Source organism: Arsenophonus endosymbiont of Aleurodicus floccissimus (assembly GCF_900343025.1).
Classification (GTDB): domain Bacteria; phylum Pseudomonadota; class Gammaproteobacteria; order Enterobacterales; family Enterobacteriaceae; genus Arsenophonus.
Genome location: NZ_OUND01000001.1, coordinates 418478 through 437115 on the forward strand (window position 1 = coordinate 418478; position 18638 = coordinate 437115).

The 18638-nt window shown below is 36.2% G+C and carries 16 protein-coding genes and 4 pseudogenes; 10 read left to right on the top strand and 10 right to left on the bottom strand.

Annotated features, from left to right (window positions below; all coding sequences use genetic code 11):
- The first annotated feature begins 206 nt into the window (after positions 1–206).
- From arnB to lplA, 9 genes and pseudogenes are all read left to right on the top strand, one after another.
- Positions 207–1352 (top strand): UDP-4-amino-4-deoxy-L-arabinose aminotransferase, encoded by a 1146-nt coding sequence (gene arnB, locus ARADI_RS02185; RefSeq protein ID WP_119710985.1) that lies wholly within the window; start codon positions 207–209, stop codon positions 1350–1352.
- Positions 1352–2344 carry an undecaprenyl-phosphate 4-deoxy-4-formamido-L-arabinose transferase gene (gene arnC / locus ARADI_RS02190; RefSeq protein ID WP_119710986.1) on the top strand — a complete coding sequence of 331 codons (993 nt, stop codon included), beginning with the start codon at positions 1352–1354 and terminating at the stop codon, positions 2342–2344. The genes arnB and arnC overlap by 1 nt, the downstream gene beginning before the upstream one ends.
- A complete protein-coding gene (gene arnA, locus ARADI_RS02195) occupies positions 2344–4344 on the top strand; it encodes a bifunctional UDP-4-amino-4-deoxy-L-arabinose formyltransferase/UDP-glucuronic acid oxidase ArnA (protein WP_119710987.1) in 2001 nt (666 codons plus the stop codon). Before arnC ends, arnA begins: the two co-directional genes overlap by 1 nt.
- Complete coding sequence (arnD, locus tag ARADI_RS02200) at positions 4344–5237, top strand: 4-deoxy-4-formamido-L-arabinose-phosphoundecaprenol deformylase (protein WP_119710988.1); 894 nt, start codon at positions 4344–4346, stop codon at positions 5235–5237. The genes arnA and arnD overlap by 1 nt, the downstream gene beginning before the upstream one ends.
- Positions 5238–5243: 6 nt before the next feature.
- Positions 5244–6908: a lipid IV(A) 4-amino-4-deoxy-L-arabinosyltransferase gene (gene arnT, locus ARADI_RS02205; RefSeq protein ID WP_119710989.1), complete on the top strand. Its 1665-nt coding sequence runs from the start codon at positions 5244–5246 to the stop codon at positions 6906–6908.
- The gene (gene arnE, locus ARADI_RS02210) at positions 6905–7243 is read left to right on the top strand and encodes a 4-amino-4-deoxy-L-arabinose-phosphoundecaprenol flippase subunit ArnE (RefSeq protein WP_119710990.1); all 339 of its coding nucleotides are present in this window, start codon (positions 6905–6907) and stop codon (positions 7241–7243) included. Before arnT ends, arnE begins: the two co-directional genes overlap by 4 nt.
- Positions 7240–7632, top strand: a complete 393-nt coding sequence (arnF, locus tag ARADI_RS02215) for a 4-amino-4-deoxy-L-arabinose-phosphoundecaprenol flippase subunit ArnF (protein ID WP_119710991.1) — start codon at positions 7240–7242, stop codon at positions 7630–7632. The genes arnE and arnF overlap by 4 nt, the downstream gene beginning before the upstream one ends.
- Before the next feature lie 141 nt (positions 7633–7773).
- Positions 7774–8268, top strand: a pseudogene (locus ARADI_RS02220) (C40 family peptidase).
- A gap of 71 nt (positions 8269–8339) precedes the next feature.
- Positions 8340–9338 (top strand): annotated as a pseudogene (gene lplA / locus ARADI_RS02225) (lipoate--protein ligase).
- A gap of 160 nt (positions 9339–9498) precedes the next feature.
- Here lplA and ARADI_RS02230 read toward each other — a convergent pair.
- From ARADI_RS02230 to pabB, 10 genes and pseudogenes are all read right to left on the bottom strand, one after another.
- Complete coding sequence (locus tag ARADI_RS02230) at positions 9499–9855, bottom strand: helix-turn-helix domain-containing protein (RefSeq protein WP_119710992.1); 357 nt, start codon at positions 9853–9855, stop codon at positions 9499–9501.
- 488 nt (positions 9856–10343) lie between these two features.
- Positions 10344–10751, bottom strand: coding sequence for a manganese efflux pump (locus ARADI_RS02235; RefSeq protein ID WP_439647069.1), 408 nt, complete (start codon positions 10749–10751; stop codon positions 10344–10346).
- A 393-nt stretch (positions 10752–11144) separates the two neighbouring features.
- Positions 11145–11600, bottom strand: coding sequence for a DUF986 family protein (locus ARADI_RS02240; RefSeq protein ID WP_119710993.1), 456 nt, complete (start codon positions 11598–11600; stop codon positions 11145–11147).
- A 100-nt stretch (positions 11601–11700) separates the two neighbouring features.
- Positions 11701–12558 carry a PTS mannose transporter subunit IID gene (locus ARADI_RS02245; RefSeq protein WP_119710994.1) on the bottom strand — a complete coding sequence of 286 codons (858 nt, stop codon included), beginning with the start codon at positions 12556–12558 and terminating at the stop codon, positions 11701–11703.
- A gap of 15 nt (positions 12559–12573) precedes the next feature.
- Entirely contained in the window at positions 12574–13374 is an 801-nt protein-coding gene (locus ARADI_RS02250; RefSeq protein ID WP_119710995.1) for a PTS mannose/fructose/sorbose transporter subunit IIC, read from the bottom strand.
- A gap of 72 nt (positions 13375–13446) precedes the next feature.
- Positions 13447–14415 (bottom strand): PTS mannose transporter subunit IIAB, encoded by a 969-nt coding sequence (gene manX, locus ARADI_RS02255; RefSeq protein ID WP_119710996.1) that lies wholly within the window; start codon positions 14413–14415, stop codon positions 13447–13449.
- 448 nt (positions 14416–14863) lie between these two features.
- A pseudogene (locus ARADI_RS02260) lies at positions 14864–16211 on the bottom strand (L-serine ammonia-lyase).
- Between the two features lie 168 nt (positions 16212–16379).
- Positions 16380–16679 (bottom strand): NUDIX hydrolase, encoded by a 300-nt coding sequence (locus tag ARADI_RS20515; protein ID WP_369406913.1) that lies wholly within the window; start codon positions 16677–16679, stop codon positions 16380–16382.
- 60 nt (positions 16680–16739) lie between these two features.
- Positions 16740–16964: an NUDIX hydrolase gene (locus ARADI_RS20520; protein WP_369406914.1), complete on the bottom strand. Its 225-nt coding sequence runs from the start codon at positions 16962–16964 to the stop codon at positions 16740–16742.
- A pseudogene (gene pabB, locus ARADI_RS02270) lies at positions 16958–18318 on the bottom strand (aminodeoxychorismate synthase component 1). The gene ARADI_RS20520 and the pseudogene pabB overlap by 7 nt, the downstream one beginning before the upstream one ends.
- Positions 18319–18441: 123 nt before the next feature.
- On the opposite strand from pabB, the gene ARADI_RS02275 reads away from it, so the two are divergent.
- The gene (locus ARADI_RS02275) at positions 18442–18612 is read left to right on the top strand and encodes a YoaH family protein (protein WP_119710997.1); all 171 of its coding nucleotides are present in this window, start codon (positions 18442–18444) and stop codon (positions 18610–18612) included.
- Positions 18613–18638: the final 26 nt, after the last annotated feature.

Here is an 18638-nt window from a genome sequence, read left to right on the forward strand (position 1 = left end):
AATTATTAGGGATTTTATTTTGTTTTTTTTAATTTACTTAACTAATATGAAATTCTCTTTAGTCAAGTATATTTAACAAATTAATCCGATCTGATTAGTTAGATTGGAAAGTTATTGTCATGTTGATGTGTAGTTAAGCTATTTTATGATATTATAGATAACTGACTCTAAAAAAATATTAGGTGAATTGCTAGTAGGTTAATCTCATGAATGATTTTCTTCCTTTTTCTCGCCCAGCAATAGGTGACGAAGAGATCTGGGCGGTAGAAAATGTATTACGTTCTGGTTGGATCACTACCGGGGCGCAAAATCATCAACTCGAAGAAGACTTTCGCCATAAATTTGGTTGTCGGCATGCAATTGCTTTTTGTTCGGCAACAGTGGGTATGCATATAACGCTTATGGCCTTAGGAAGTGGTCCTGGAGATAAAGTTATTACCCCCTCATTAACATGGGTTTCAACCATTAATATGATTACCTTGTTAGGGGCACATCCAGTCATGATTGATGTAGATCGTGACACTTTAATGGTTCAGCCTGATGTCGTTGAGAAGGCGATTACCCCTAAGACAAAAGCGATTATTCCGGTACATTACGCTGGGGCGCCATGTGATCTTAACGCGTTACGTGAGATTGCACAAAGAAACAATATCGCATTGATCGAGGATGCGGCTCATGCCGTAGGTACTCAGTATCAAAGTGAATGGATTAGTCAACATGGCACCGCCATTTTTTCATTTCATGCGATTAAAAATATCACTTGCACCGAGGGTGGCTTAGTCGCTACCGATGATGATGCCTTGACCACACGTCTGCGATGTTTAAAATTTCATGGTTTAGGTGTAAATGCCTTCGATCGACAAATACAAGGTCGTAAACCACAGGCTGAGGTTGTTGAATCTGGATTTAAATATAATCTCTCTGATATTCATGCGGCAATTGCTGTTGTTCAATTAACAAAATTAACACAGATAAATAAACGTCGAGCAGAGCTTGTTGCTTATTATCGACAAGCGCTTGCCAATCTGCCGTTAAAAATGTTGGATGTACCCGATTATCCCCATTTACATGCCAATCATCTGTTTATGGTTCGAGTCGATAAAGCTGTCTGTGGTATTGACCGTGATAGTTTTATGGACCGCTTAAAAGAGAAGAATATTGGTACTGGTCTACATTTCCGGGCGTCTCATACGCAAAAATATTATAGAGAACATTATCCATCGCTTTCTCTACCTAATTCTGAATGGAACTCGAAGACCTTATGTTCATTGCCACTATTCCCTGACATGCGTGTTCAAGATGTTGATCGCGTTGTTGTTGCTATTAATGAAATTTTTTCGGAGCCGAGATAGTGTTTTTTCAAAATGATTTTGAAGAAATAAAAAAAGTTTCTATCGTTATCCCTATTTATAACGAAGAGCAAAGCTTACCCCAGTTATTAGAAAGAACATTGGCTGCTTGTCAGAGATTGAAACAGCCATATGAATTAATTTTAGTTGATGATGGAAGTACTGATAATTCAGCTAGATTACTGATGGATGCTGCTGAAAATCTGGCAAATCACGTTATCGCAGTGATTTTAAATCGTAACTATGGTCAACATTCTGCCATTATGGCTGGTTTTAAACAGGCAACCGGTGATCTTGTGATCACTTTAGATGCTGATTTACAAAACCCGCCTGAAGAAATTCCACAGCTGGTACAGGTAGCGGAAGAAGGCTATGACGTAGTCGGGACCAGACGGATGAATCGGCAAGATTCTTGGTTTCGTAAAACAGCGTCAAAAATCATTAATGCCATGATTACCAAAGCGACTGGGCGCACCATGGGCGATTATGGCTGCATGTTGCGTGCTTATCGGCGTAATATTATTAATGCGATGCTACAGTGTCATGAACGCAGTACATTTATTCCTATTTTAGCAAATACGTTTGCTAAAAGAACGATCGAAATTGATGTTGCCCATGCAGAACGTGAGTTTGGTGATTCAAAATATAGCTTGATGAAGCTAGTAAATTTAATGTTTGATTTACTCACTTGTTTAACTACTACCCCGTTACGTTTGTTGAGTGTAGTTGGTAGTTTTATTGCGGTAAGTGGATTTTTACTGGCGGTTCTGTTAATTATTTTGCGTCTTATTTTTGGTGCAATGTGGGCTGCAGAGGGTGTTTTTACGCTGTTTGCTATTCTATTCATATTTATTGGCACCCAATTTATTGCCATGGGACTACTCGGTGAATATATTGGCAGAATGTACAATGATGTTCGTGCCCGTCCCCGTTACTTTATTCAAAAGATAGTTGGGGTTCATCTAGATACTGACGAAAATCAGGAAAAAAAATAATGAAAGCTATTGTTTTTGCTTACCATGATATTGGTTGTGTGGGATTAAAGGCGCTACAGAAGGCGGGCTTTGAAATTCAGGCTGTTTTTACACATACAGATGATCCTAAAGAGAATCATTTCTTTTCCTCAGTTGCGCGGTTGGGGGCTGAGATGGGCTTATCTGTATTTGCTCCAGAAAATGTCAATCATTCACTTTGGATTGAGCGTATTGAGAAAATGCAACCGGATGTTATTTTCTCTTTTTACTATCGCCACATGCTTAGTCAAGAGTTATTGGCGTTAGCCGCTAAAGGTGTTTTTAACTTGCATGGTTCTTTATTGCCTAAATATCGTGGTCGTGTGCCGATTAATTGGGTTATTTTGCATGGTGAAACAGAAACGGGTGTCACATTACATAAGATGATAGCCAAACCGGATGCGGGTGATATTGTTGCACAGAAAAAAATCTCTATTGAAGCCACAGATACCGGATTAGTGTTACATGAGAAAATTCGTCAGGCGGTTGAACAGCTTTTGGCTGATACATTACCCTTAATTAAAATAGGTGATTATTCAGCAACACCACAAGATGAAAGTAAGGCAACCTATTTTGGCCGTCGTAGCGCTGAAGATGGTTTAATTGATTGGTCTAAATCTGCTAGCGAAGTGAATAACTTAGTACGAGCGGTAACCGAGCCATATCCAGGTGCATTTACTTATTTGGCTGAGAATAAAATGATTGTTTGGCGTGCCCGTGTGCTAGAAAAATCACACGATAAATTACCGGGTACAATCATTTCTACCGAACCATTGCAAATAGTTTGTGGTCAAGGTGTGCTTGAAGTTCTGACCGGGCAGAGTGGAGCTGGATTATACGTTGAAGGATCGCGTTTAGCGGCTGAAATGGGAATTGTCAATGGCGTGCGTGTTGGTGCTAAACCGACGACCGAGGTAAAACGGCGTAAGCGTGTTTTGATCTTGGGTGTAAATGGTTTTATTGGTAATCACTTAACCGAACGTTTATTAGCAGATGGTCACTATGATATCTATGGCTTGGATATTAGTTCTTCTGCTGTTGCACGTTTTATTAATGATCCCCGTTTTGGCGATGATCAGCGTTTTCATTTTGTTGAAGGCGATATCAGTATTCATACTGAGTGGATTGAATATCATATTAAAAAATGTGACATCATTTTACCGCTGGTTGCTATTGCAACACCGATTGAATATACTCGCAATCCATTAAAAGTTTTTGAGTTAGATTTTGAAGAAAACTTAAAGATAGTGCGTTATTGTGTAAAATATAATAAGCGTATTATGTTCCCATCAACTTCTGAAGTTTACGGGATGTGTGATGATAAAGAATTTGATGAAGATACTTCCCGTTTAATTGTCGGGCCAATTAACAAACAGCGTTGGATTTATTCGGTTTCTAAACAGCTATTAGAACGCGTTATTTGGGCATACGGTGTTAAAGAAGGGTTGAAATTCACTCTATTTAGACCGTTTAATTGGGTGGGCCCACGTCTCGATAGTTTACATTCTGCCCGTATTGGAAGCTCGCGAGCGATTACCCAACTAATTTTAAATCTGGTCGAAGGTTCACCGATAAAATTAGTTGATGGCGGTGCTCAAAAGCGTTGTTTCACCGATATTAAAGATGGTATTGAAGCATTATTTCGCATTATTGAAAATAAAGATGAAAAATGTGATGGTCAAATTATTAATATTGGTAATCCAATCAATGAAGCAAGCATTGCTCAATTAGCTTATATGCTACTTGACAGTTTTGAAAAACATCCGTTACGTAAACACTTTCCTCCATTTGCTGGTCTTAAAAAGATTGAAAGTAGTAGTTATTATGGTAAAGGATATCAAGATGTTGAGCACCGTAGACCGAGTATTGAAAATGCGCGGCGCTTGCTCGATTGGGAGCCAACTGTTGATATGAAACAGACTATTGATGAAACTTTAGATTTCTTTTTGCAAGCTGCGACGGAAGAATTAGGTAAAAAATAATGAAGAAAATTGGCTTAAGAATTGATGTGGATACCTATCAAGGTACCAAAGAAGGTGTGCCACAGTTACTTAAAGTGCTCGCTAAATATCAAATTCGAGCCAGTTTTTTTTTTAGTGTCGGCCCAGATAACATGGGGCGTCATTTATGGCGCCTGTTTCGACCTGAATTTTTATGGAAAATGTTAAGATCGAATGCGACATCACTCTATGGTTGGGATATCTTATTAGCCGGTACAACCTGGTCAGGTAAAAAAATAGCTAATGATCTAGGTTACTTAATGAAACAAACATTGGATGCAGGTCATGAAGTTGGGCTACATGCATGGGATCATCAAGGCTGGCAAGCTAATGCAGGTAAATGGCCAAGAACCAAATTAGTCGAACAAATTAAATTAGGCGTGGATGCTCTTGAAGCCGTAATAGGCGCTACCGTGAAATGTTCAGCTGTCGCTGGTTGGCGGGCCGATGAACGCGTATTAACGGCGAAAGAAAATTTTAAATTTGACTATAATAGTGATTGCCGTGGTACCCATCCTTTTCGTCCTATTTTAGCGGATGGTTCGATTGGTACTGTACAAATTCCAGTAACACTACCGACTTATGATGAAGTTGTTGGCACTTTGGTTAAAGATGAAAACTTTAATGATTTTATTATTAACGCGATGCAGGAAGATGCAGGAACGCCTGTTTATACTATTCATACTGAAGTAGAAGGTATGTCTAAATCGATGCAATTTGACAACTTACTAGCGAGAATGATTGCAGAACAAATAGTATTTTGTCCGTTGCGTGAATTAATACCAAATGATCTTGATTCTTTACTACACGGAAAAATTATTCGTTCATCTTTTCCAGGTCGTGAGGGTTGGCTAGGGTGTCAACACGAGGTATAGCGCTTGATGTTAACTAAACAGTTACAAAAAATAGGTGCTTTTTTATTAGCACTTTTTTTTATTTTCACCTATTTAGTACCGTTAAATAGCCGACTGCTGTGGCAGCCAGATGAAACGCGTTACGCAGAAATTAGCCGAGAAATGTTGCAAAAAGGTGATTGGATTGTGCCTTACTTGCTTAATATTCGCTATTTTGAAAAACCAGTGGCTGGATATTGGATAAATAATATCAGTCAAATGATATTTGGTGATACCAATTTTGCTGTTCGTTTTGGTGCTGTGTTTGCAACTATGATCAGCGCTGGCTTAATTTACTGGTTAGCGATGGTAATGTGGCGTAATCGAAATGTCGCGTTTGTTGCTACTTTGATGTATGTTTCGATGTTTTTAGTCTTTGCGGTTGGTACCTATAGCGTACTCGATCCGATGCTTACCATGTGGCTTACTGCTTGTATGCTATGTTGTTTTTGGTTATTAAAAGCATCAACGGCTGCTGCAAAGTTACTTGCCTGGGCAGTTATGGGGCTTACCTGTGGTATGGCATTTATGACCAAGGGTTTTTTAGCCTTAGCTATCCCGGTTATCGTCATGCTGCCAATTATGCTGTATCAAAAACGTTTTACTGAGATGCTCAAATTTGGTGGCATAGCTATCATCAGTGCGGCATTAATAAGCCTTCTTTGGGCATTAGCTGTCAATAAATATGAACCGGATTATTGGCATTTCTTTTTCTGGGTAGAACATATTCAGCGCTTCTCATCAGAGGATGCCCAACATAAAGCGCCTTTTTGGTTTTATATTCCTATTATTTTACTTGGTGTAATACCCTGGCTAGGACTTTTACCCGGTACATTATTAAAGAGTTGGCAGGAACGAAAAATCAAACCGGAAATGTTTTTTCTGCTTTGTTGGTTTATTGTCCCTTTTGTATTTTTTAGTATCGCTAAGGGTAAATTACTTACTTATATGTTGCCAGTGATGGCACCGCTTGTATTAATGATGGCAAAATATGCGGTTGATTGTGTTAAAAATCGTCATTTGGCAGCAATTAAATTTAACGGGTTTACCAATATCGCTTTTGCCATATTGGCAATTATTACTTTTATTATTATGGGGTTATTTGTTGAGCATCCGCTATATACCCCATTGGAGTGGCCAAAACTGGTATTAAGTATAACGGTTTTTTGTGTTTGGCTGATTATTGGCTATTTTAGTCTGATATCCAATGCCAGGTATTGGTTGTGGTGCGCTGCATGTTCTTTAGCCTTGAGCTTATCAATAAGTTTTACATTACCGCAAGACACTATTGATTCTAAATTACCGCAACAATTAATACGGTACAATATATCTTTGTTGAAACAAAGTAAGTTTGTGCTAGCGGATAATGTTGGACTAAGCGCAGCTTTGGCATGGGAATTACATCAAGGTGATATTTATTTATATGAAAGATCAGGTGAATTAAGATACGGCTTAAATTATCCCGATAGCCAATTTCGCTTAATCAAACAAAGAAATTTTGCTAAATGGCTTAGTTTGTCACGAAAAGAAGGACAAATTTCAGTGGTTCTTTTATTACGTAGAAATGAAGGGCTGCCTGATGATATTCCTAAGCCTGATCATGTAGTTCGCAATACAAGAATGGCAATAATGACCTATTATCAGCAGCCATGACACATTTTTTATTATTAATAATTGTTAGCCTGTTAACTTGTATTGGACAGGTTTGCCAAAAGCAAGCAGTGATATATTGGCAAAGTGGTTTGCCGACAAAAAATAGTTTAGCCATTAAATGGCTACTAACAGCGATTATTTTGCTCGTGTTAGGCATGCTATTTTGGCTTAAATTACTACAAATTTTACCGCTTAGTATTGCTTATCCTATGTTAAGCATTAACTTTGTTATCGTTACACTGATTGGACAATTTATTTATCAAGAGAAGATCAGTATCAAACATTGGATCGGCGTATTTATTATCATGTTGGGTATTGTTTTATTAAATATATGAAAGGCTACTTTTGGGGTATCGGTAGTGTAATATTGATCACTTTAGCTCAGCTTTGTTTAAAAGCTGGAGTAACTATATTACTTGAGTTTAAATTAAATCATCAGTGGATGGATGTTAATTGGTTATTTGAAAATCTGCCGGCGTTTGGGCTGATTTTTATCGGTTTAATTGGCTATGTGCTTTCGATGGTTTGCTGGTTATTTGCCTTGAAATTTTTAGCATTAAGTAAAGCTTACCCACTGATTAGTTTAAGCTATGTGTTAGTTTATTTATTCGCAGTTACTTTGCCTTGGTTTAATGAATCGGCGACATTGATTAAATTTGTCGGAGTAGTATTTATTTTGCTTGGTATTTGGATTATTTCTCGGCTTGAAGTAACGCGCAAATAAAGCTAAAAAACTGGGCAGAATACTTATTTTTATAGCCAGTGTATTGCTTAAAAATAGCGATTACCGATTAATAAAAACTTGTTTTTTATAAACACTGATTAAAGTCTATTTAATTATCCTATTAAGCGATAAAGGTGCTTTATGCTAATAAGAATTAAACACTTGCTTTTTTTATTTTACCTTACTTTAATTGGCTGTTCTTCTTCAGTAAACAGAACAGCTCCGCCGTTAAAAAGCCAACTTTCTGATCCTATTATGACTATCGCTTAACTTAAGGAGCAGCTATTACAATGGTATGGTACACCATATCGTTATGGTGGGTGGTTTAGCATCAAGTGGAATTGATTGTTCAGGCTTTTTTTATAGAACTTTTAGTGATCGTTTTGCCATTCAATTACCGCGCACGACAATAGCTCAAACCACTTGTGGCACCCGTATTAATATTAAGGATCTTATGCCGGGCGATTTGTTTTTTTTTAAAAACCGGCTCAGGTGAAAATTGTCTACATGTTGGTATTTATGATACGGATAATACTTTTATTCATGCTTCAACTAGCAAAGGCGTTATTCGCTCTTCGTTAAACAAACAAAATATAATACTGGCGTAAGGTTTTCTGGCAGGCACGCCGTATTTAAATGTCATTTTTAGTTATAATAACTGTTGGGTCTTTGCTATAACAAAATGAATATAGGCTGGCAAAATTTTTATGGCTTCAATACGTCTTCTTATTTCTGAATCATTTGATCCCTGGTTTAATTTAGCTGTTGAAGAGGCTATTTTTCGCCAAATGTCAGTCAAGCAGCGGATTATGTTTCTTTGGCGCAATAATAATATTGTCGTTATTGGTCAGGGACAAAATCCATGGCAAGAGTGTAATACTCGAAAAATGGCCCAAGATGGAGTCAAATTAGCTCGCCGCCGCAGAGTGGAGTGGTGGTGCGGTTTTTCATGATTTGGGAAACACTTGTTTTACCTTTATGGCGGGTAAACCAGTCTATGATAAAACTATTTCAACATAAATTATTATTGCAGGACTAGCTGAGGTTGGGATAAAGGCTCAAGTTTCAGGTCGAAATGATTTAGTTGTCCATTCCGCCTATGGTGAGCGTAAAATTTCCGGATCAGCTTATTTTGAAACACACGATCGCGGTTTTCATCATGGCACTTTACTTATTAATACAGATTTAAACCGTTTAGCCAGTTATTTAAATCCAGATCCGAAGACATTAATTAATAAAGGTATTACCTCCGTACGTTCTAGGGTAATGAATTTAGCTGAAATTGATGTTCAGATTAGTAATCATGCAATTTGTAACGCCTTAGCAAACAATTTTTTTAACTATTATGGTGAGGTAGTGAAGGCAGAAATAATTTCCCCGACTAATTTGCCTGATTTACCCGGTTTTATTGACATTTATGCTGAACAATCTAGCTAGCAATGGAATTTTGGTCACGCGCCAGCTTTTAGTCATATACTTGAAACCCGATTTGCCTGGGTGGTGTTGAACTTCATTTTGATATTGATAAAGGAAACATTTCAACTAGCAAAATTTATACGGATAGTCTAGATCCATCGCCATTAGAGCTTTTTAGTCAAAAGTTGATTGGCAAAAAATACCAAATAGCGACAATTAAGCAATTAGTCGCTGAGATCCAGTGTCAGTATCCAAATTTTCATCAGCAGCTTATACAATTCGAAAATTGATTAGTCAATGAAATAGCATGAATCAAATTAATGGTTGTTAATTATTAGCATCCATTGCTGCAAAGAGATATATTCAAGCATAATTTTATTGCAAACAGCCGTAAAACCAGCATTTAGACTGGCATATAATAACTAAAGTCTAAAAATTAATAATTCTAGATTAGTCCATAAATTGATTAAAGTCGGGTAACTGCCCATTTTGGCGAAATTTAGCAGGTGTAGTATTAAAATGTTTTTTAAAAATACGGGTAAAAGTTGCTTGGGAACTAAAACCGTATTGTAGGGCTATATCCAAAATAGAAAATTTATCTTCTCGTAATAACCTGGCTGCTTCCAGTAATCGACGTTTACGAGCATATTCACCTAAAGTGCAACCTTTTAATTGTTTAAAGATCCATTGTAAATGCCATTTAGAATAACCACTTTTATTAGCAATGGTATCAATCTTAATGCCTTCATTTCGTTGTAATTGGCTTTCTAACCAATTAACAATATCATTGATTACATTTTCCGACATGTTCACCTTCCACAATCAGTGGGTAAATAGCCTAACTGTAAAGAATTATTGATTTATTTATAAGTTCTATCTTATGATTTTTGATATTTATAGATAGGCAAAAAATGCCATCTGTAATTAATAAAAATTATTATCATCAGTATATATTCTATTCTATTTTAAAATAATGTAATCAATCAAATGATTAGCTATTTTGTTAGTAAATATTAGACATTAAAGATTTTCAATTAATAATTTGGGGGAGTAATGTTTAAAACTCTTATTGTTTAGTGTCTTTTTGCTATCATTTTTAACCTAAAAAAGCATTAAAAACATAGATGTGAATTAATTATTTAATAAATTAAATATGTTGATACACTATACTAAATCCGATAATGATTAGCGTAACACCGCCAATCATTTCGGCTTTTTTTCTAATAATGGACCAATATAACGACCTAATAATATTCCAAGTGTTGCCATAATCATGATGGTCATTAGTCCGATTGTCATCGCTCTGTATGGATGATATTAATTTGCAAAAAGGCCAGACTGACACCAATAGCCATTACATCCAAGCTGGTTGCTAAGGCAGTAGTAATAAGCGTAAAAGAATTGTGGCAGTGGATAGGCTGAGGTTTGCTATTGTTTTTTGCATGATGGTAATTTTTATATATCATTTGGATACCCAACATGAATAATAGACTAAACACTATCCAATGATTCCACTTAATAATATATTGGCTGACTAATAGTCCCAAACTCCAGCCAATGATGGGTGTGATACCAAAAATAAAACCAGTTCTTAATGCTTCACGTAAAGAGGGATTAAATAGGCTAGCACCTTTGCAAACAGATGCATCAAAAGCATCCATCGATAATGTAAGAGATAAAGCTAGGGTTGCGTATAAGTTCATTATACCGTCTCAGTTGGAAAGTTATCCATACACATATTTTTACTTTCAACCTAGAGTAAAAATATGTCTATGGTCTCACCAACCTTGTCAGATATTCATGCCAAGTTATGGATCATAACGAGTATGTTGACATGAAATTTCTAAATTAATCGCTATAGACAATTTTATTTAGAACATGCTACTCCCCAATGACTTATAACAAAAGATATCATAAAAATAATAAAAGGCAATTATTTAAATTTTCATTAATTTATAGAATTAATATCATTTAATTTTTAATAAAAATAATAATTCCAGTTGATTAAATATATAAGAATAATATAACAATATTATTTATTTATTTATTTATTTATTTATTTATTTATTTATTTATTTATTTATTTATTTATTTATTTATTTATTTATTATAAAATTGTAAATTTTATCTAAATCATCAAACTGTTTAACAGCAATATAAATTTTTCTTTTTGCTAAACCGACTATTAATATTCCATCTTTCGATAAATTAGTTGTTTTAATATTTTCGTACAATATATAGATATTATCGTAGTAAAAACCTTTATCTTTAAAATAAAGCTTAGGATAACGAATGAATGTTAAGTAAACAGCAATAATAACTGTAATCATTAATAAATAGGTTTTTAGCTGACTACCATGTTGAATAATATTATGATAAATAACAATCGCGATCAGTATAATAAAAATAACGGCATCGATTCTATTTTTACGCCTTAACTTTATTTTTAATTTTGTTTTTCCATTTAATAAGTTGACAATCAATTCTTCATAGATAGCATAAATTAGCATTAGTAGGATAAAGACAGTCAATACAATATTATTCATATTCATAAGCAAAGACTCCAATCGATTATTAATCTGCTGTAAAGATAAAATTAAAAACGGGAGGGTTGGCAACCTCCCGCAATTGACAATTAAGAAATTGAGTCTGTTAGCCTAAAAATCCAGCCCAATAGCTAACAATGCCTAGAATAAAGAAACCAATGATAATCCATAGTGGATTAACCTTGCGTCTCAACAACCACATACAACCAAAGGTTAGTAATAATGGCACTAAACCAGGCATTAATTGATTGAGGATAGTTTGTACGGTGGTAATTGTTACCTCACCAGTATTGGGGTTTTTTATCTCTGATACGACTAAAGGGATATTAACATTAGTCCACTTATTGACTAATGCGCCCATGACAAATAGCCCTAGGATAGAAGCACCTTCGGTCATTTTTTGTAAAAAGCCACCCCCCATGTCATGAACAATATCGAGCCCTTTTTTATAGCCATAGGTGATACCGTAATAACGGGTTAATAAGCGAACTAAATTAAACAAAATAAAAAATAGTAGCGGTCCTAGTAGACTACCTGACATTGCAATTCCGGCGCCTAGAGCCGCAAATACTGGACGTACTGTGCCCCAAAAAATAGGGTCACCAACACCCGCTAAAGGGCCCATTAAACCTACTTTGATACCATTAATTGCACCATCATCGATATCCGCGCCATTAGCTCTTTGCTCTTCCATCGCTATGGTGACACCTAAAACAGGCGCTGCTACATAAGGATGGGTATTAAAAAACTCAAGATGGCGTTTAATGGCTTGTTTACGTTCTTCACTGTTTTCAGGGTATAAACGGCGGATCACTGGGATCATTGAAAAACAAAAGCCAAGGGCTTGCATACGTTCAAAGTTCCACGATCCTTGAAAAAGATTGGAACGTAAAAAAACTCTGTGAATATCACCAGCAGTAAGCTTTTTTAGATTTGTTTGGTTTACTGAAGTTGTATCTGCCATTATTACATTCCTTAATTAATCTAATTCATTATCTAAATCACTATTGCCGTTATTTTGCGAAGCAGTAATTTGTGATTGGTTGTATTTTGGACTGAGTTGAATATAGAGAATAGCCATCACAACACCAATCACGCCTAGTGCAACTAGGTTGAAATTGGTAAATGCAGTAGTTACAAAGCCTAAGTAGAAGAATGGCATTAGATAACCTGCACGCATCATATTGATTACCATAGCGTAACCGACAACAACTATCATACCGCCAGCAATATTCAACCCTTTAGTGACAACCTCAGGAATTGAATCCAGTAGGTGTTGGACTTCTGAAGTACCTACAGAGATAGCAACAATTAAAGAAGGAATAGAAATACGCATAGCCTGTAATAACAGAGCTAAGATATGAATTATGGTTAATGCACGTAAATTAGCAGATAATGCAGCGCGATCAGATGCATGTTGGAATGCAACAGTAATTGTCCGAACAATAACGGTCAATACTTGTCCTGCGGCAGCTAAAGGAATTGCTAGTGCAATACCGGTACCAATATCTTGCCCGCCGGCAATAACCAGAATGGTAGAAATAATTGAGGCTAGGGCAGCATCGGGAGCCATGGCTGCGCCGATGTTCATCCATCCGAGCGCAATCATTTCTAGCGTGCCGCCGATAATTATCCCTGTTTTTAGATCACCAAGTACAAGACCAATTAGTGTACAAGCAATTAAAGGACGATGAAATTGGAATTCATCTAGCACAGAACCCATACCTGCAATACAGGCAACAAGGAAAACGAGTATGATTTGAACAACGGTAAGCTCCATTGTTTATCTCCTGTAACCAACAACGTTGGTGAATCTATTTTTAAGTCGGGAATGGATAACCAAAAAGGAAACTCAGTTTTTTGCTTTTTTGATAAGAGCTAACATATCCAGTTTGTTGTCACTAGAAACTTTACGCGCTTCAAGTTTAATGCCTCGTTTGGATAATTGATTGAAAGCATCAATATCCTCATTATCGATCGAGATTGCATTGTTAACCTGTGTTTTACCCTCACGGTATGCCATGCCACCAATATTAACAGACTTTATTTTGACACCGCCCTCCACAAGGCGTAAAACGTCTGTTGGATTGGTAAATAACAGCATAACGCGTTCACCGGCATACTTAGGATTATTGTAGACACGAATACATTTTTCTACGTCGACTACATGCGCAGTGACACCCGGCGGCGCAACTTGTTTTAATAAGGTTGAACGAACATGATCTTTAGCAACTTCATTACTGACTACGATAATACGTTTAACTTTTGTCTCTTTGGTCCAGCGAGTAGCCACTTGACCATGAATTAAACGATCATCAATTCGTGCAAGGGCAATAAACATATGGCCTTGCGTAGCTGAATTGGTTACCTTTGGAGGGGGAGTTGGCATCGGTGAATTTTGTGGTTTATCGCTAGTCTGCTGACTATTGAGTGCTTTAATTTCGCTGCGACCGGTTTCAATAGCAGTGTTGACTAATTCACTAAAAGTAGGATCATCATCACGGGATAGTAACGCAGCAACTAACATGGGGACGTTAACTCCGGTAACTATATCATATTTGTCTTTATCTTTACTTTCGATAATTCGACTAGCGGCGTTAAATGGACTGCCTCCCCACATATCTACTAAAAATAACACACCTTGAGAAACATCGAGCTCATTAAGCTTTTGATTATATTTTTCAATTAATGTATTAGCGTTTTCACCTGGAACAAAATCGATATAAGCGATATTTTGTTGTTCGCCAATCAACATTTCAGCGGTCATGAGCAACTGTTTTGCAGCAACACCATGAGTGCTAATTATAATAGCTACACTCACTACTTTTCCCCTTAAGAAGTAGGTTAAATAATAAAAATGATTATTAGAGTGTACTCTCCGTTGACGGATGAATACAATCAAATAATCACTAATATGAATAGTTTTTCATGTTATAAAGCATTAACCATTATTGAAACTAATTAATTAGTTTATAGATTATCATTTAAATATAAGAAAAAGTATGCCGCTGATCAGAAAATTTAAAATACATATAAATATATTTAGAGAAAGATAAATTTTATCAGGCAAGTTGATTTTGTTATAGTTGTTATTATCTTGTATGAAATAATAATAGAATTTAATTTGTAATTCTATAGATATAAACTGTACTTTAATACAGGGAAGATTTTTAACTAATTGGATATGAAAATGTGTAATAAATAAAAATAACCCTTTTTATGGAAAGGGTTATAAATGATAAGGAGTATATTTTAAGATGCGTGATAAATCAATCACATTGAACTTTAATAGCTAAATCTCCGCGAGAAGTTTCACGGTATTCAGCATTCATATCTTTACCTGTTTCATACATGGTCTCGATAACTTTGTCTAAAGAAATTCGGGGTTCACTTGCTCTACGTAATGCCATTCTTGCCGCATTAATAGCTTTTACTGACGCAATCGCATTACGTTCAATACAAGGGACTTGAACTTGTCCTGCAACCGGGTCACAGGTAAGACCTAAATTATGCTCCATACCAATTTCAGTCGCAATACAGACTTGTTCAGGATTGCCACCCAGCAATTCTGCTAATCCAGCAGCGGCCATTGAACAGGCAACACCGACTTCACCTTGGCAGCCGACTTCAGTACCTGATATAGAGGCATTCATTTTGTAAAGAATACCTATTGCCCCTGAAGCTAAAAAGTAACGATTGTAAAGAGCCGGTGTAATAGATTCTATACAATGATCATAGTAAGCTAACACAGCAGGAACGATGCCGCAGGCACCATTAGTGGGTGCTGTTACAACACGACCACCCGCGGCGTTTTCTTCGTTGACCGCTAGTGCAAACATATTGATCAGATCAACGACATCCATTGGGTCATTAGACATTTTTTGGGAAGCGGTCAACATACGATGTAATGCCGGCGCGCGCCGGGTAAAATACCTTCAGTATTAAGTCCTCTATCGATACAGGCATGCATGGTATGCCAAATATTAGCAAAATAGTGGTCAATTTCTTCTTTCGTATTCAGTGCTAATTCGTTTTTCATCATAAGACTAGAAACAGGTAAACCGGTTTTCTTACAATGAAGTAACAGTTCAGCCACTGAGTTATATAGGCATAGGGTACTTTTTTATTAGTAGATGTTTGTTGGCCAAAATGTTCTTCATCAACAATGAAGCCACCACCTATCGAGTAATATGTTTTACTGAAAATTTGCTTATCATTATTGAAAGCGGTAATGGTCATACCATTTTCATGTAATGGTAAATTATTATAATGAAAATTTATCCCGCCTTGGTGTGGAAAATCAACATAATGGCTTATGTTTGCTAAAGATAAACGTTCAGTTTGCTCAACATTAGCAATAAAATCTGCAATTGATTCAATATCAACGGTTGCTGGCAAATTACCCGCTAAACCCATAATAATAGCAATATCAGTATGATGTCCATTTCCGGTTAATGAAAGGGAACCATAAATATCAACAGCGATACGAGTGATGGCGGAAAGTAGATTTTTTTCTACCAATTGATCGACAAATTCTTTACCCGCTTTCATTGGACCAACGGTATGAGAACTGGATGGGCCAATACCTACTTTAAACATATCGAAAACACTAATCACTAAGAACCCCCTGGAAAAATAAAAACGATAAAGTAATCACTTAAGACTAAATGTTATGGTTGTAATATTAACGTGTTATAATGAATTGCCAGTTTATCGTTTTTTTGAAATTTACTAGTAGCAGTGAATAAAATGTAAAATAAAAAGACTTTTTATTTTTTGCCTATTTTAAATAAGTTGTAAGGTTAATTTATTGAAAATTGTTGCAGTTAATCCCCAAATTAGATATTGATTGTAGCGATAAAAGAACAGACACTTTTTATGACCTGTATTATTGATCATAATGGAATGATGATGAGTTAAGGTGAGGGCGTGCTTCAGAGGGACTTCAAAAATAGCGGCTACTTCGGCTGGATTTTTGTAATAAGAAACCTTTGCTGATAGTAATCCAACAATAGGCGTCACTAAATAGCCACTATGACTTTTTATTGGCTGCATTTTTCCGAGGATCTGCACCTGATTTGGCAAAATATTAATTTCTTCATAAGATTCACCTAAGGCCGTTTCAATTGAATTATGATGATCGGGTTAGCGAGCGCCACTAGGAAAAGAAATTTGACTAGCATGAAGGCGCAAGAAGTTATCAGTTCTTTTGGTAAATAGTAGAGTGGGTTCAGGTTTGCAAATAATGGGTAATAGTACGGCGGCACTTTTTTTTGCGCTATCGGTATTAACAGGTTGAGCGATACCAGTGGCGATAGGTAATATTAATTGAAATCGATTAATAAAATTATCTAGAATATTCATTAACATAGATTATTTTCTAATACGGGTAATATTCGACTCAGTTTATCAAAAGTCTCTTGATACTCTTTTTCGGCGGTACTATCTGCCACAATTCCACCGCCCGCCCAACAATAAAGGTTTTGATTTTCAGTTAATAAGGTACGTATGCTGATGTTTGTATCCATCGTACCGCAAAAACTGATATAACCAATCGCTCCGCAGTAACTATGGCGACGATGAGGTTCAAGTTCATGAATAATTTCCATTGAACGTATTTTTGGCGCACCGGTAATTGAGCCGCCTGGAAAGCAGGCTTTTAATAGATAAGTGGGATGATAGCTAGAAGGTAATTGTGCAACAATAGTGCTAACTAAATGATGAATAGCCGGAAAATATTCAACCACAAAAAGTTCTGGTACACTGACTGTTCCTGGTATTGCAACTTTACCAAGATCATTACGTAATAAATCAACTATCATTACGTTTTCAGCGCGATCTTTGGTTGATAATTGTAAACGTTTTATCTGTTTTTGATTTTCTTGGGCATCAGTCAGCCTAGGCAATGTGCCTTTAATTGGACGGGTTTGAATTGAATTGTCGTTCAGCCAAAGAAAACGTTCAGGTGATACACTGAGCACGCAATGTTGCTCTAAATAAATGAAGGCAGAGAAGGGGCCTGATTATTTTGATTAAGTTTAAGAAACGCTTCCCATTCATTACCCTGATATTTGGCTTTAAAACGTTGCGCTAAATTAATTTGGTAACAATCACCATCGCGCAAATATTTATGAATTTGGTTAATTTTATGGTGATATTGTTGTCTTGACATGTTACTTTGCCATGGTTCACACATTTGAAACTGTTCAGTTGGTATTTTCGTTTGGTTTTCTAACCATGACAAGCGTTGTTCAACATTTTGATAACTAAGTAAAGTTACTATTTTTTTATGGTGATCAACACTTAATGCCTAAAGATAAACACCGATCGCCATATCGGGAAAGTTTAATTCTTTCTTAGCCAGTTCGGGCAGAATTTCTATTCTCCGGCCTAAATCGTAGCCCCATATACCTAAAGCTCCGCCTTGGAAAGGAAGATCGCTATTCACTGTGAAAGTGAGATTTAAATGTTGCATTTCACTTTTTAATAGCTCAAATGGATCAAGTTCTGAGCTGATTTTTTCATTTTCACGTTGAATTTGCGTGATACTGTCTCTCGTTTCTAGTGTGATTACTGGATCAGCGACTACAATATCAAAACGGTTATGTGGATGGCTTGCATTACCCGAATGTAATAACATCGCCCATGGCTGGTTGGCTATAGCATTAAAATAATTTAAAGCGGCATCTAATGAATAAGATAATTGAATTTTTTGCAGGCGCATATTTATTAGGCAACGATAAGGTTATTAACGAATATATTACCATAAAATAACGTTTTTCATAGGTCAAACTATGCTAATGTTGTATTGATAATGATGTTTAAATAAAAAATGAGTGAAAAATAAATGTTTTCAGATATGCCAAGGTTAAATCATCAGGAGCAACAAGAAGCTGCTGAACGTATTCATCAATTGATGGCTGATGGAATGAGTAGTGGGGAAGCGATTGCTTTAGTCGCTAAGGAGATCCGTGCAAAGCATACTGTTAAAAAGCAAATTGATAACGACCTTAAATAAAAGAAATAACATTTTTTTATGTTATT

Bases quoted from the DNA above. Each gene is read 5' to 3' on its own strand.
- arnB (WP_119710985.1), top strand. From the start codon at position 207: ATGAATGATTTTCTTCCTTTTTCTCGCCCAGCAATAGGTGACGAAGAG.
- arnA (WP_119710987.1), top strand. From the start codon at position 2,344: ATGAAAGCTATTGTTTTTGCTTACCATGATATTGGTTGTGTGGGATTA.
- arnD (WP_119710988.1), top strand. From the start codon at position 4,344: ATGAAGAAAATTGGCTTAAGAATTGATGTGGATACCTATCAAGGTACC.
- arnT (WP_119710989.1), top strand. From the start codon at position 5,244: ATGTTAACTAAACAGTTACAAAAAATAGGTGCTTTTTTATTAGCACTT.
- arnE (WP_119710990.1), top strand. From the start codon at position 6,905: ATGACACATTTTTTATTATTAATAATTGTTAGCCTGTTAACTTGTATT.
- arnF (WP_119710991.1), top strand. From the start codon at position 7,240: ATGAAAGGCTACTTTTGGGGTATCGGTAGTGTAATATTGATCACTTTA.
- ARADI_RS02230 (WP_119710992.1), bottom strand. From the start codon at position 9,855: ATGTCGGAAAATGTAATCAATGATATTGTTAATTGGTTAGAAAGCCAA.
- ARADI_RS02235 (WP_439647069.1), bottom strand. From the start codon at position 10,751: ATGAACTTATACGCAACCCTAGCTTTATCTCTTACATTATCGATGGAT.
- ARADI_RS02240 (WP_119710993.1), bottom strand. From the start codon at position 11,600: ATGAATATGAATAATATTGTATTGACTGTCTTTATCCTACTAATGCTA.
- ARADI_RS02245 (WP_119710994.1), bottom strand. From the start codon at position 12,558: ATGGCAGATACAACTTCAGTAAACCAAACAAATCTAAAAAAGCTTACT.
- ARADI_RS02250 (WP_119710995.1), bottom strand. From the start codon at position 13,374: ATGGAGCTTACCGTTGTTCAAATCATACTCGTTTTCCTTGTTGCCTGT.
- ARADI_RS20520 (WP_369406914.1), bottom strand. From the start codon at position 16,964: ATGTTAATGAATATTCTAGATAATTTTATTAATCGATTTCAATTAATA.
- ARADI_RS02275 (WP_119710997.1), top strand. From the start codon at position 18,442: ATGTTTTCAGATATGCCAAGGTTAAATCATCAGGAGCAACAAGAAGCT.